Origin of the sequence: Flavobacterium sp. LM4, from assembly GCF_002017935.1 — a bacterium.
Lineage (GTDB): Bacteria > Bacteroidota > Bacteroidia > Flavobacteriales > Flavobacteriaceae > Flavobacterium > Flavobacterium chungangense.
This window is the reverse complement of record NZ_MUFW01000001.1, coordinates 2,160,324-2,173,374: the sequence shown is the minus strand read 5'-3', so window position 1 is coordinate 2,173,374 and position 13,051 is coordinate 2,160,324. Positions and strand designations below refer to the sequence as shown.

At 33.6% G+C, this 13,051-nt stretch carries 12 protein-coding genes; 10 read left to right on the top strand and 2 right to left on the bottom strand.

What is annotated here, in order from left to right:
- Positions 1-171: 171 nt before the first annotated feature.
- From BXU10_RS09725 to BXU10_RS09680, 10 genes are all read left to right on the top strand, one after another.
- Positions 172-477, top strand: coding sequence for a hypothetical protein (locus BXU10_RS09725; protein WP_078227162.1), 306 nt, complete (start codon positions 172-174; stop codon positions 475-477).
- A gap of 61 nt (positions 478-538) precedes the next feature.
- A complete protein-coding gene (locus tag BXU10_RS09720) occupies positions 539-2,077 on the top strand; it encodes a T9SS type A sorting domain-containing protein (RefSeq protein WP_189328075.1) in 1,539 nt (512 codons plus the stop codon).
- A gap of 5 nt (positions 2,078-2,082) precedes the next feature.
- Complete coding sequence (locus BXU10_RS24990; protein ID WP_078227160.1) at positions 2,083-3,546, top strand: hypothetical protein; 1,464 nt, start codon at positions 2,083-2,085, stop codon at positions 3,544-3,546.
- Between the two features lie 18 nt (positions 3,547-3,564).
- Positions 3,565-4,089, top strand: a complete 525-nt coding sequence (locus tag BXU10_RS09710) for a hypothetical protein (protein WP_078227159.1) — start codon at positions 3,565-3,567, stop codon at positions 4,087-4,089.
- Positions 4,090-4,203: 114 nt separating this feature from the next.
- Positions 4,204-4,818 carry a hypothetical protein gene (locus BXU10_RS09705; protein WP_078227158.1) on the top strand — a complete coding sequence of 205 codons (615 nt, stop codon included), beginning with the start codon at positions 4,204-4,206 and terminating at the stop codon, positions 4,816-4,818.
- The gene (locus tag BXU10_RS09700; RefSeq protein ID WP_078227157.1) at positions 4,784-5,314 is read left to right on the top strand and encodes a hypothetical protein; all 531 of its coding nucleotides are present in this window, start codon (positions 4,784-4,786) and stop codon (positions 5,312-5,314) included. The genes BXU10_RS09705 and BXU10_RS09700 overlap by 35 nt, the downstream gene beginning before the upstream one ends.
- 135 nt (positions 5,315-5,449) lie before the next feature.
- Complete coding sequence (locus tag BXU10_RS09695) at positions 5,450-5,980, top strand: hypothetical protein (protein ID WP_123921973.1); 531 nt, start codon at positions 5,450-5,452, stop codon at positions 5,978-5,980.
- Positions 5,981-6,311: 331 nt separating this feature from the next.
- Positions 6,312-7,079 (top strand): PoNe immunity protein domain-containing protein, encoded by a 768-nt coding sequence (locus BXU10_RS09690; protein WP_189328074.1) that lies wholly within the window; start codon positions 6,312-6,314, stop codon positions 7,077-7,079.
- 14 nt (positions 7,080-7,093) lie between these two features.
- Positions 7,094-7,516: a hypothetical protein gene (locus BXU10_RS09685; protein WP_123921972.1), complete on the top strand. Its 423-nt coding sequence runs from the start codon at positions 7,094-7,096 to the stop codon at positions 7,514-7,516.
- A 285-nt stretch (positions 7,517-7,801) separates the two neighbouring features.
- Complete coding sequence (locus BXU10_RS09680; RefSeq protein WP_078227153.1) at positions 7,802-10,246, top strand: TonB-dependent receptor; 2,445 nt, start codon at positions 7,802-7,804, stop codon at positions 10,244-10,246.
- A 126-nt stretch (positions 10,247-10,372) separates the two neighbouring features.
- On the opposite strand, the gene BXU10_RS09675 is transcribed toward BXU10_RS09680, so the two are convergent.
- Both BXU10_RS09675 and BXU10_RS09670 read right to left on the bottom strand, forming a co-directional pair.
- On the bottom strand, positions 10,373-11,227 hold the full coding sequence (locus BXU10_RS09675; RefSeq protein WP_078227152.1) for an alpha/beta hydrolase: 855 nt from the start codon (positions 11,225-11,227) through the stop codon (positions 10,373-10,375).
- A 378-nt stretch (positions 11,228-11,605) separates the two neighbouring features.
- On the bottom strand, positions 11,606-13,009 hold the full coding sequence (locus BXU10_RS09670; protein WP_078227151.1) for a pyridoxal-dependent decarboxylase: 1,404 nt from the start codon (positions 13,007-13,009) through the stop codon (positions 11,606-11,608).
- Between the last annotated feature and the right edge of the window lie 42 nt (positions 13,010-13,051).

Sequence of the window (13,051 nt, the reverse complement as noted above, 5' to 3'; positions counted from 1 at the left end):
AAAGAACTGAACCTGAGCCAGAAACAAATAGATACCCTGCTCGTAAAATACCTGGCATTTGAAAAAATCATAATTGAGAATAAAGAAAATGATTTAAAAGGAAACTTTACAACTCCCAAACCATTACCGTCAGAATTTGAGAACATAGCCAAAATTGTAACCTCAGAGCAAATGAACAAATGGCTTAATCTCAAAAACAAAAATGAAGCCATTAAAAAAGCCAATCAAAGCTGGGCAGCATTAGAATCAGAAGGATTGACTAAAAATGCAGACCAGCAAAAACTAATGCCTGAACTCGCAAATTACCATCTGAAATTATTGATCGCATTAGAAAAAAACAAAAACTGGAAAACTTCTGAAACCCGTTTTTTAGTTCGTGATGTTGAGCAAAAAAAACCTGAAATATTACTGCAATTAGATGCTCTAAGCCGAAGCAAAGCTAAAAGTGAAAATGCAAAAAATGCTTTGGCATGGTAAATCTGTTAATACAATTTTAATTCAACTCAATATTAATAACAATCAACCTAAATACAAACCAATGAAGAAAATTACCAAAAAAGGAGTATGCCTATTACTGCTCCTAAGCAGCATGCTGGGACATTCGCAGGAATCCCCGGACATTAGCAAAACATTAGCAATGGCAAGACTACAGCTCGTAAAAGGAAGCAAAAACTATAACCCGGAAAAAGCGGTAGCCAGTTATACTGAGCTAGCATCACAAGGCAATCCGGTAGCCATGAATGCGCTGGGACTTATTTACACTAAGGGCTCCGGCGTAGCTGTCAACGAACAGGAAGGCATAAAATGGTTTGAGAAAGCAGCAAAGACTGGTTATCCTAAGGCCTGGTACAATCTGGCAATATTATACCACGAAGGTGTAAGTACCCCAACAAATCCCTTAAAAGCAATACAGTATTTTGAAAAAGCAGCAACAGCAGGTTACAATTCTGCTTATACTGAATGGGGGCGAATGGTCATGAAAGGAAATGGAGTGCCGCAGGATTATCCTCTGGCGATGAACATTTTTAAGCAGGGTGCCGAAAGAGGAAGTACACACTGTAGTTATTTACAAGGTTATTTGTACTACAAAGGATTTGGCTGTACCCAAGACTACAGTCTTGCCATAAAACACTTTGAAGTGGCAGTACAAAAAAACAATCCATGGGGAATGTATATGCTAGGGCTTTGTTACAGAAATGGTTATGGAGTAGCTATCGATTTGGAAAAAGCCAAATTCTACCTTAGCAAATCAGCAGCAATGGGGGTAAAACCATCTCAAATGGAACTGGATGATCCTGAAGCTGAAAATTATAACCCAACCCAGGTGAAAACCATCTCTGCTCCAATTTCAGAAGTTATAACCATTACCGAAACTGAAGCTCCCGAAACTTTTAAAAAAGTAAAGCAGGCTCCTATTGCAACCGAAATTTCCGGCAATTATATTGGCTATGTATTGCGTTATGACTTTAGCGGCCAAAATATCATAAGTAAAACTCCATTGCAGATAGATTTGAGTCAGAATGGCAAAAAACTAACAGGTGAATGGAAAGAAACCGATGGAGATACTGTTATTTTTAACGCCCAGATACAAGAAGATGCAATTGTATTTAAAGATTCTAAAGTAGACCGTACCGAACATTTTTACAAAGGCAGCCTTAATAGTTATGAATTTAAGGATGCCAAACTGCAATTACTGCAAACCGATGAATCCCTTTTTATGGTAGGCAACCTGCAGCTCTATAACATCAAAGAGCGTGAAAACGAAAAACCGATGTACCTGATTTTAGAGAAAAAACAAATCAAAACAAATGACGTTCAGGAAGTCATTTCTTCTGTGGTCATACATCCAAATCCGGTAGTAACAGATTTTAATTTGAGTTTCGATTTGGCAAAACCTGCTGATGTAGACGTAAGTATTTACTATAATACAGGCAGAGAATTATATCGCCAGCAATGGAGAAATCTGGAGCAGGGAACACAAACCAGAAGTCTTACCCTAAATGCACCTGCAGGCTACTATATATTACGATTGACATATGGTACAGAAATAAAAACGACCATTTTAATTAAAAGATAGGAACTATGAAAAAGAAATATTTAATAGTAGCTTTTACATTCCTATTCTTCTTTATAGGACAAAGTAGTTTTGGACAATTAGATGGCGGCGATTATGGTGAGGGTCCATATCTTAATCCCTGCGATCATACAAGTGACAATTATGATCCTTATGATCCATTATGTGAAACAAATAATGATGTATGTAATCCTATGAGTACTGCTTATGATGCTGAACTATGCACAGCTGGCTCCAGTGGTTCCGGTGGTTCCGGCGGTGGCGGTGGCGGCGGTGGCGGCAGTTCATCTGGAGGTTCAAATTCTTCTGCAAAACCACTTACAAAACAAGAATTTGATAAATTAGTAAATGATAATAAGTCGACTTATAATATAAGCGTTAAAACTAATCAGATCTTTAAGACATCTGATGGTATAACACATATTGGAACTCTTACTAAATTTAAAAATGATCAGGGTTATATATTTTATTATTTTACACCCAATGCTACTGATGATCGGTTTAAAGTAGGAACGTATTACAGAATCCCAGATAGCCAAGGTAGTACGGCAATATTTGGAAATACCGGAAGTAATGGAAATATAGGAAGTAGTGCTGTCAGTCCAACTTATTATAGCTATGATTTTTATGATTTCCCTTTTGGCCAGGGTTACTATTATATGAGTCAATATGGTGGTGAAGTAAGCATAAATATTTTACCTAATGATACTCCAGAAACAGTTGTGAATACCTGTAACTCTTGTTCCCAAAATTCCCCAGATCCTAATGCCACCAGTGTGGGTGGAGCAAGTGTGTCTGATGCCCGGAAACTTCACGAAAGCATTGTGAATGTTTTGGATAAAAGCCCTAACTTTAACAAGTTTAAAGCTCTAATAAAAAGAGGACCCAGAGATAATAAAGAATTTTTTTCTAAAATACCACAAGATAAATTAATTGAGGCATTAAATGACCTTAATGAAGGTGATCAAAAAATATTTGCTACAATTGTAGCTAACACAATAAATTCAAATAAGTCTATGACGATTCAGTATTTTTCTACAGAAACTTTGCTAAAAAGAAGTTCAGGGGTTGTTATTACTAACTACAGTAAGGTTGCAAATGCATTCAAATTAAATTCCACATTAGAGACTACTTTGTTAGCGTCAGGAGACGGTCTTACTTCGAAAGAATTACTAGATTTTTATGGCGGTGGTGCTACAGCTAAATTATATGGGACTATCGTCTCTGCTTTAGATACTACATCTCCAAAATATGATGAAGTAACTGCTTTACATGAATTTTTTGGGCATGGCAGGCCTTTATCAATAGAAACTTCTACTTATACCCATGATGAGAAAGATGCTATTCTTTTTGAAAATATGGTATGGCGTTTGTTAGGACAACCAGCAAAACAAAGGAATGGTTTTGATCATGGCAAACAACCAAGACAAATTATACCTAACCATACAACTGCCTTACCTTCATTTAGATAAATTTTTAAAAAAACAACTATGAAAACAACAATTATTCTATTAATAAGCATGATTACTACTGTATTTTATGCTCAAAGTTCAGAAGAACTACAATCATTTAACAATGTAAATAATCTTGTATTAAGCACCATTCCTAATTTAACAGGAAAGGAATATTTTATATGGGAAGGAAAAGTAGGGTATGTAGTTGTTATTAGCAAAATAAACAATAATTACACTTATTATAATTTAGAACTTGGACGGCTTAGCGGAGCAACAATAAAAACCACTAAATCTATAAATTACAAACCTGTGTTAAATAAAATATTTATAAATTTTGCACCTAAGCCAAGTGTAAAAAGATATATAAGCGAATATGGACACAATGGTCTAACAGAGCATATATTAGGGATAGATTATTTTGCAATCTATAAAAACGGGGTCAAAACATTTGATTATTGTTTGCCTTCGTATTTAGATGACGTCGTTGTAGAGAAACCTATTGATAACGATATTTTAGAATTTCTTTACGTTAATGTATTAATTAATCCTGATAATCTTTAATTTATAAAAATCTACTAAAAGTATTATCTGCCAGATAAATGTATTTGGATTTAGTCTTTGATATTAAAATAAAAATAGGTTATAAAAGCTACATCTGCAAAGGTGTAGCTTTTTATAAAATATGTAAACCCGCCCCGTTTATTAAGAACAGAAGTTATACAACTTGCTTTTGGTAAAATCGTAACATATTATGCAGAATTATATGGATACACCGGAATAGTAAAAACAATAAATGAAAAAGGTAAAGATGGAGATGATGTTGCCTGGTATGGCAATGGAGTTTTAACCGTAAGGGCTACTGCATTTTCAGAAGGGAGATTTGACAATGTAAATGATTTTAAATCAATTATAAAGCATGAAGTCTTACATTGGCAAGACACTAAAACTGGTGATCCTAATTACCAATTTAAAGACCATGCCAATATTTATTTATTACAAGCTTCAGATCCTGATTTCAAAAATACTTCTGATTGGCATAAAATTAATAATGCTAACCAATATATGATTAGAATATTTAACTCTTCAAGAGCATTTGAGGCAGGAATGAATAATGACGGAATAGTAGCTGCGATGCAAAAATACAATGATGAAAATACAGGCGGAGTGAAAATTTACAATATTCTTTTTTCAAATGCAAGTGTAGCTAGTTTAAGGTTTACAACAAGTATAAATGGACAAATAAAAGACAATCATTATGAATATAAAGAACTTAAAAGCACAGCAGATTAAGACGGTGATACTATTACTGTTTTTTTGCTTATTATCCTGTAATAATAAACAAAAACAAATCACCAAAATACTTACCAACGATAGCATCCAGTATTGGAATATATCTGGACCTAGGGATAAACGTCCTGTTTATTATAATTCGTATAGTTTTTCAAAAACAGGAATTTATGAAAAGTACAATATAGATATTAACTATGTCCGAAATATCATACCCAGAGATACAGTCCCTGATAAATATGGAATCTACAACAAATGGAATTTTATTAATGACAGTACAATTAATATGGGAGGATTTATAATGAAAATTGCAAATTATTCTCGCGATTCAATTGTCTTAAAAGACAAGAATAACGACTCTTATTCTTTGTACCGTGTAATAGGTCCTTTTAGAGTTAGTCCTAAAAGTATAAGGGAGCGGGATTCGCTTATTACTATCTATGCAAAAGAAAGAGAAAGAGATAAAGGTGCTTTCATTGTGACTGATACGATAAAATAATTAACCCTAAACTGCGTAAAGTCAAACTTTGCGCAGTTTTTTAATTTTATTTAAGTGACAAGTTTGCAAAAGTCCCTGTTAGCATACCCAATTTAAATTTTATTAAGGATTATGGAACGACAAACAATACATTATATGAATATAAAGAACTTAAAAGCACAGCAGACTAAGACGGTAATACTATTACTGTTTTTTTGCTTATTATCCTGTAATAATAAACAAAAACAAATCACCAAAATACTTACCAACGACAGCATCCAGTATTGGAATGTCTCCGGTCCTAGAGATAAACGTCCTGTTTATTATAACTCATATAGTTTCTCAAAAAAAGGTATTTATGAAAGTTATAATGTAGATATTAATGACATTCGAAATATTATAATTACTGATACAGTTCCAGATAAATATGGGAATTACAACAAATGGTGGTTTATTAACGACAGTACAATTAATATGGGAGGATTTATAATGAAAATTGCAAATTATTCTCGCGATTCAATTGTCTTAAAAGACAAGAATAACGATTCTTATTCTTTGTATCGTGTAATAGGTCCTTTTAAAGTTAGTCCTAAAAGTATAAGGGAGCGGGATTCATTAATTACTATATATGCAAAAGAAAGAGAAAGAGATAAGGGTGCATTCATTGTGACGGATACGATAAAATAATTAATCCTAAACTGCGTAAAGTCAAACTTTGCGCAGTTTTTTAATTTTATGTAAGTGACAAGTTTGCAAAAAGTCTCTGCTAACATATCCAATTTTAGCTCATTTAACTTTTATAAAGAGTATGGAGCAAGTCGAAGGACTGGATTGAAAGAGGGACAGAACTAGGAGATGCTATTGGAGATCATGATTTAGCCAATGATATTATAGATGCAGGATACACTAGCGTTTTAGCCACACATGGCCCAAATGGAAATGTTGTGTATAAATTGGTTGATTCTGCGGGAAATATTGGCAGTATATGGACACCTTAACCACATTAAAACAAAAAAAGATGAGAGACAAACTAAAAGATAAAAATTACTTTGAATCATTAATTAATAGCAGGTATAAATCTATGGATAAAAGCCTAAATATGCTAAATGATGGTTTAATTAAAGATGACAGAATATTATCCGTAAAAAAAATGATGACTTATGATTGTCTACAAATTATAGGTGCTAAATATTCCATTGGAGCAGCTTCTTCACAAGAACTTAAAAATGATATTTCTAATGGAATTCAATTATTGAACGAAGCTATTGTAGATAACAAGGGAAAAATTGATGCAGGCAATAAAATCTTTTTAGATCAATATTATGTACATATTCATCAGGAAATATTACAATATTTATCTTTAGCTTATTTGCTTGATATACCTGAAACAGATTTCAACGTTCTGGTAAATATAATCGATCGTGATAACATCAGTGATGATTTGTATGAATTTATTATAAAAGCACGTTTTCCAGATCGTAAACAAAAAAGAGCCGAAGAGTATGACACGGACAAATCAGTTATCCTAAAAGTATATGATAAGCTGCGTAAAGCTACAAAGCAATCTGATAAAAACGAGGCTGCAAAATTGGTGAAATTTTTCTTAGAAAAAAGCTTTTATCACAAAGACATGAATTCATACAATAGTCATAAAAGCAAAGCAAATATATATAGCGGTTATTGGAGCTTTGAGGCTGCTGCCGTAGTTAAGATTTTGTCTTTAGATGATAGCAGTTTTGCCAACAATCAATATTATCCAAAGGATTTAGTTCATTTCAATAATTAATAGAAAAATATAAAATGAAAACAATAGTATTAGTGACATTATTATTAGTCACCACAACATTCTTTGCACAAGACAAATACGATCAATTCATGCAAAAAATAAAAATAGAAAATGAAATAAAAGGCTATGTAAACAATTATATAGACAAATTGGCTAATCAAAGTAACGGTGTAACTGCTGCTCAATGGAATCAAATAAAAACCAAAATAGATTATAGTCCTTATTTTCTCGGTGTAAAATCTGTATTAATGAATAATTATACTCCCGCAGAATTAGATGAGATTGTTCAGGCTAACGATATCGTTTCTCCTGTAAATGACACAGGACAATTTATTTTTAAACCAAAGCCGGTAGTAAAAGAACAATTATATCAAATAAGCCGAACTTTTGGTAAAATGATAAATGTTCAAATTAAAAAGCTGATAGAGAAAGCCTAAAATGGCTAAAGTTACCATTAACAATTTAGGAAACACCTAGCGCAAACTAGTAATCGTTTACAACGAGTGAGTATCTGCTTAAATTAATAGAAAAAAAGGTAGCGTTTGCAACGCGGTTAACTAAAAACAGGAGTGCCTTTAAACAAGGTCACTTCTGTTTTTTAATTTATAATATATTTGATAAAAATAATATTAGAACTTAAGAGAATTGCATTTCATAAATTTTTTTATTTTTATTTAGTCTAAATTATTATACTTTTGCGGTCTAAAATTTAAATAACCGCCATGAAGTTTACTTATTTAATAGTATTGTTAGCCTTTTTCAATATAGGTCAGGCACAAAATGCTAAAATTACGGGAAAGATAATTTCCGAAAATGATGAAGCTGTTTCGTATGCTTCTATTTCGATTAAAAGTTTAAAAAAAAATGCTATTTCTGATGATAACGGAAATTTTGAAATCACGAACCTTGTACCGGGATCTTATACTGTTTCTTTTTCGGCAATGGGATTTTCTGCTTTCGAAAAAACAATCGAGCTGCATGAAAATGAAAATGCAGAAGTTTCTATAATTTTACAAAAAAACATCAATACGCTCCAGACAGTAGAAATTACAGGACGAAAAGAGAAGTCCTATAAAAATACCAAATCTTTTATTGGAGCCAAAACAGAAATTGCCTTAAAAGATTTACCTCAGGCAGTTTCTTATGCCACAAAAGAGTTAATCGCAGATCAGGGTGCCATTCGCGTAGGCGAAGTTGTAAAAAATTTCAGCGGGGTAAGTCAGTTTACTTTTTATGATGATATCTCTATTAGAGGATTTCGCATTAATGGAGGAAGTAATACCCAGTTATTAAACGGAATGCGAACCTCAACAGGTTTTTGGAAACAGCCGCTTGCCAATTATTTAGAACGTGTTGAAGTTTTAAAAGGCCCATCTTCAGCTCTGTTTGGAAATGCGTCCCCTGGAGGAGTTTTAAACCGTGTTACAAAAAAACCTTTAGACCAAACGGCCAACAGCGTGAGTTTTTCTACAGGCAGTTTTAATACATTGAGGGCTCTGGCCGATTTTACTGGTCCGCTTACTGAAGACAAATCTCTTTTGTATCGTCTGAATCTGGGGTATGAGAACGCCAATTCCTTTAGAGATTTACAATTTGATAAAAATATCGTGCTGGCTCCATCATTGTCTTTTCTACCAAATGATAAAACAAGTGTCAATTTTGATTTGATTTATACCTCTTCAAAAAGCATCCTGGATCGTGGTCAGTCTACCTATGAAAATAATTTGTACTCGACAAAGATTTCCAACTCTTTAAATTCTACAAACGATTATTTAAACGAGGAAACCTACATCGTAACAACTTCATTAAATCACCAATTTACGGATCGTTTATCTTTTTCAGCTTCCTATATACGTACAGGCTACAGCGAAGATCTGCTGGAACATCGCGGTGCTAATAAATATGCTTCTGCTGGAGATGGAACCACAATTTCAACAGCAATCGAAATGCAGGTTTTTCAACGTAAGCGTAAACGTTATATCGATAATCTTTCTGCTTTTTTAAAGTATCAGGCTAAAACCGGAATTTTCGATCACAACCTGATTGCCGGTTACGATTATGCACAGGAGAATGTTCCTCCCGGCGGTTCTCAATTGCAGGCATCCGGATATCGAAATGCTGCCAACACAGGATTTATCGCAACCTATAAACCTAATGACAAAAGCGCTTATTTATTAGATTCTAAAGGAAATCCGGTACCAAACGTTGCACATTTTGACCTTACGAATCCATCAGGATCACAGCAATTAAAGGATATGAGCAAATATTTTTATACAGCTCGTCCATTTGATCCTACCTATTACTCATTGTATGGCGTATATTTTCAGGATCATGTAAAATTTGGGGCTTTTCAGGCTTTAATTGGAGTTCGTTATGATGAATATACCGATAAAGAGAATTATAAAAAAGATACTGAGAAAAAAGTAAAGCAACATTCTTTTTTACCGCGTTTTGGTTTAACCTATACGCTTAATCCAAACATTAATCTTTACGGAACTTATGTAAAAGGATATAATCCCCAATTGGCTTCCTCTTTATCAAATCCAAACGCAGGAGGCCCTTTTGACCCGTTAGAAAGTAATATGATTGAATTTGGAGGAAAATCTTCATGGTTCAAAGAAAGACTTTTCGTAACGGTAGCCTTATTTAAAATTCAGCAGAAAAACACTTTGTATCCTGCGAATGACACTACAAATCCGGAATTAATGCGGGCTATTGGAGAAGAAGAATCTAAAGGTATTGAGATTGATGTAAACGGAAGTATTACAAGAAACTGGAGTATTTCAGCTGCCTATTCTTATAATGAAGCGTATATAACAGAAAGTCCGGAAGCAACCGAAATTGGAAGGCAAAAGCCTAACACACCCGTTCAGCAGGGTAATATCTGGACTCGTTACAATTTTACAGATGGTGCACTTAAAGATTTTGGAATCGCAATGGGATCTAATTTTGTAACGACCCGTAATTTAAGTCAAACCATAACACAGACAATTCCAGGCTATACCTTATTTAATGCTGCTTTGTATTATAGTATCAATAAGTTTAAAATTCAGTTGAATGCCAATAATATAACCAATAAGACCTATTGGGTTGGCGGGTATGACTACATTCGATTGTTTCCCGGGGCACCATCAAATTGGCTCTTAACACTTGGGTATTCATTTTAAATTTTAATATAGCAACAAAAATATTAATGTATTTAAACAATTAGCCCGGAGTAACATCCGGGCTAATTGTTTTATTGTCTACCTGATGATGATTGAAGTATAACTTACAAATCAAATTTAAAATTCTTATTTCAAAAAATAATTAGTATCCTCAAACCAGTCGGTCAATCGCTGTGACCAGGTTTTCAGCGAATTTGTTTTAGCTCTTTTCCCCATATTAAAAGCATGTCCGCCTTTGGCATACAAATGCATTTCTACCGAAACATTTGCTTTTCGATATCCATTAAGCAGTTCAACTATCGGTGCGGAGCAACATAAATCATCATTTGCTGCTACTAAAAAAGCCGGAGGTACATCAGCCTTAATCTCTTTTGGAATGAATAAAGGCCCGGGATATACTAATATTTGAAAATTGGGCTGTGCGTCTAATTTATCTATTGTATCAGACGTATTTTTCAAAACATTATTAGAATTATAAGCAATCAGGGCAACAACTTCTCCACCTGCTGAAAATCCCATGGCGCCAATTCGGTTAGCATCAATTTTAAATTCAGCTGCTTTGCTTCTTATTAGTCTCATAGCTCTTTCGGCGTCCTGCTTAACATGAGTTTCTAATTGGTACGGGGAATCTTTTGTTCTGGCTAAACGATATTTTAAAACAAAAGCCGTCACTCCGATGCTATTGAAATAAACTGCTGCATCTTTTCCTTCCGAATTAAAAACCAGATTTTCATGACCTCCTCCGGGACAAATAAGTACCGCCATCCCATTTGGCTTCTCCGGAAAATACGCTGTTATTGATGGATTATGAATATTTCTAACCCACCAGTCCTGAGCCTGTTCCGGTTCATCTTTACGATTTTCAAAACCGGGAGCACCATTTTCCCAAAGTGAAATTTTACGACCTGTTTGTTGTGAAAAAATTACATTAGAAAAGATTAGGAAATATAACCCGATATGTCTTTTTACATTAAGTACCATTTTTTTAAATTAAAGCTAAATATTAAACAATAAATAGGAATTCATTTTTATATAAACTAACATGCTTTATTGAAAAATTTAATTTACAATAAATTGTCTTATGTAATTACCTAATAATCAATTCAAACAAATTTTTTAGAAAATATCAATTATACTTATTTAGACTTGTTATAAATAATATTATCTTTGCATTGAATTTCACAAAATTGCTGATTTATTCATACAATTTAAATCATAGTTACCTTTTTGTTTTTTATTTTTTTTGAATAAGAAAGAATCTGCTTTAAGCAGGTTCTTTCTTTTAAAATTAGTCTTTAAAAAAACTGAAACGTTGCTATGATGCAAACATTGCCAATAAATTAAGTAAGATTTAGGATTTTAAATTTTCGAAAAAACTTCTTTCATTTCATCAATCACAATACGAATATCATTTTCAGTTGTTCGCCAATTGACAAATGATGCCCTTATTCCTTTTCGGTTTTGATATACTGTTGGTGTCATAAATACTTTTCCTGTATTGTTTAGCTGTATCAGGAACTCAGATACTTTTTCCTGATTGTGGTTTCCTTTTAAAGTAAAACAGACATTATTGAGACGGATGGGTGCCAAAAGTTCAAAAACTTTATCCTCGATAAGCATATTTCCAAAATGCAAAGCCAGAGCAATACTGTTTTCAATTATATCCTGAAAACCTTCTTTACCATAAGCCAGCAAAGAAAACCAAACAGGCAGAGCTCTTAAACGTCTTGAATTTTCCGGCAGTACATTGAGATAATTAAAGTTCTCGAGGGGATTTCCTAAATAAGGTGCATTTGAATTCTGAAAAGTTTCAATTTGTAAAGAGGTATGCTGCTCTTTTATCAAATAAAAAGCATTCTCGTAAGGAACATTCAGCCATTTATGACAATCAATCGTAATACTATCTGCTTCCTCCCAGCCTTTTACAAAATGTTTGTATTTCTCTGAAACTGCTGCAAAACCTCCAAAAGCAGCATCAATATGCCACCAGAAATTATATTGTTCTCTGAGTTTTGAAATGGCTTCAAAATCGTCAAAATCAGCTGTATTAACGGTTCCGGCACTTGAAATTAAGATGAAAGGCTTTCCATCTAACTTTTTGATGTTTTTTTCTAAATCTTCAATATCAATTGCTTCACGATTTCCCGATGTTGTTTTGATTGTAGTGTAATTCTGACTTCCAATTCCTAGCATCGACAATGATTTTATCGAAGAAGAATGTGGAGTAGCTGTTAAGATATTTATCGGTTCTGAAATCCCGTTTTTAGCAAAATCTTTCCCCAATTGTTTACCAAACCATTGTCTGGCAACTCCAAGACAGGTAAAATTTGACATCGTCGCACCAGTCACAAATCCTCCCAAAAAAGATTTTGGAAGTTTTAATAACTGTAAAAGTAAATGGATTGTTTCAAATTCTATTAAAGCCGAATTTCCTCCCTGCGCTGTAACTGCCTGTGTATTCTGATCGTAAACTGAAGCCAGCCAGTCTCCGGCAATCGAAGCCGGGGTTGAGCCACCTGTTACAAAACCCCAGTATCTTGGCCCTGGAGAAGCCACCATTAGGGGTGCCAGTCTATTATTAAATTCTTCTAAAACTGCCAAAGATCCCAAACCTGACTGGTTTAATTCACGGTTGGTATCAATTGTTTCTTTTTTGGAAGTTGGGATATTTTCAAGGTCATTTAAAAAACCTATTGCCTGTTGTTTTGCTTTTTCGAGTATATTTTCAAAATCGTTTAAATCTTGTTGTAAGGCTGAATTCATTTTTTTTTAATTAAAATAATTTTGCCCGAATTTAAACAATTG

Excerpts from the sequence above, each read along its gene's own strand:
- BXU10_RS09690 (WP_189328074.1), top strand. The coding sequence starts at position 6,312 with ATGAGAGACAAACTAAAAGATAAAAATTACTTTGAATCATTAATTAAT.
- BXU10_RS09695 (WP_123921973.1), top strand. The coding sequence starts at position 5,450 with ATGAATATAAAGAACTTAAAAGCACAGCAGACTAAGACGGTAATACTA.
- BXU10_RS09725 (WP_078227162.1), top strand. The coding sequence starts at position 172 with ATGAACAAATGGCTTAATCTCAAAAACAAAAATGAAGCCATTAAAAAA.
- BXU10_RS09710 (WP_078227159.1), top strand. The coding sequence starts at position 3,565 with ATGAAAACAACAATTATTCTATTAATAAGCATGATTACTACTGTATTT.
- BXU10_RS09685 (WP_123921972.1), top strand. The coding sequence starts at position 7,094 with ATGAAAACAATAGTATTAGTGACATTATTATTAGTCACCACAACATTC.
- BXU10_RS24990 (WP_078227160.1), top strand. The coding sequence starts at position 2,083 with ATGAAAAAGAAATATTTAATAGTAGCTTTTACATTCCTATTCTTCTTT.
- BXU10_RS09670 (WP_078227151.1), bottom strand. The coding sequence starts at position 13,009 with ATGAATTCAGCCTTACAACAAGATTTAAACGATTTTGAAAATATACTC.
- BXU10_RS09680 (WP_078227153.1), top strand. The coding sequence starts at position 7,802 with ATGAAGTTTACTTATTTAATAGTATTGTTAGCCTTTTTCAATATAGGT.
- BXU10_RS09675 (WP_078227152.1), bottom strand. The coding sequence starts at position 11,227 with ATGGTACTTAATGTAAAAAGACATATCGGGTTATATTTCCTAATCTTT.
- BXU10_RS09720 (WP_189328075.1), top strand. The coding sequence starts at position 539 with ATGAAGAAAATTACCAAAAAAGGAGTATGCCTATTACTGCTCCTAAGC.
- BXU10_RS09700 (WP_078227157.1), top strand. The coding sequence starts at position 4,784 with ATGAATATAAAGAACTTAAAAGCACAGCAGATTAAGACGGTGATACTA.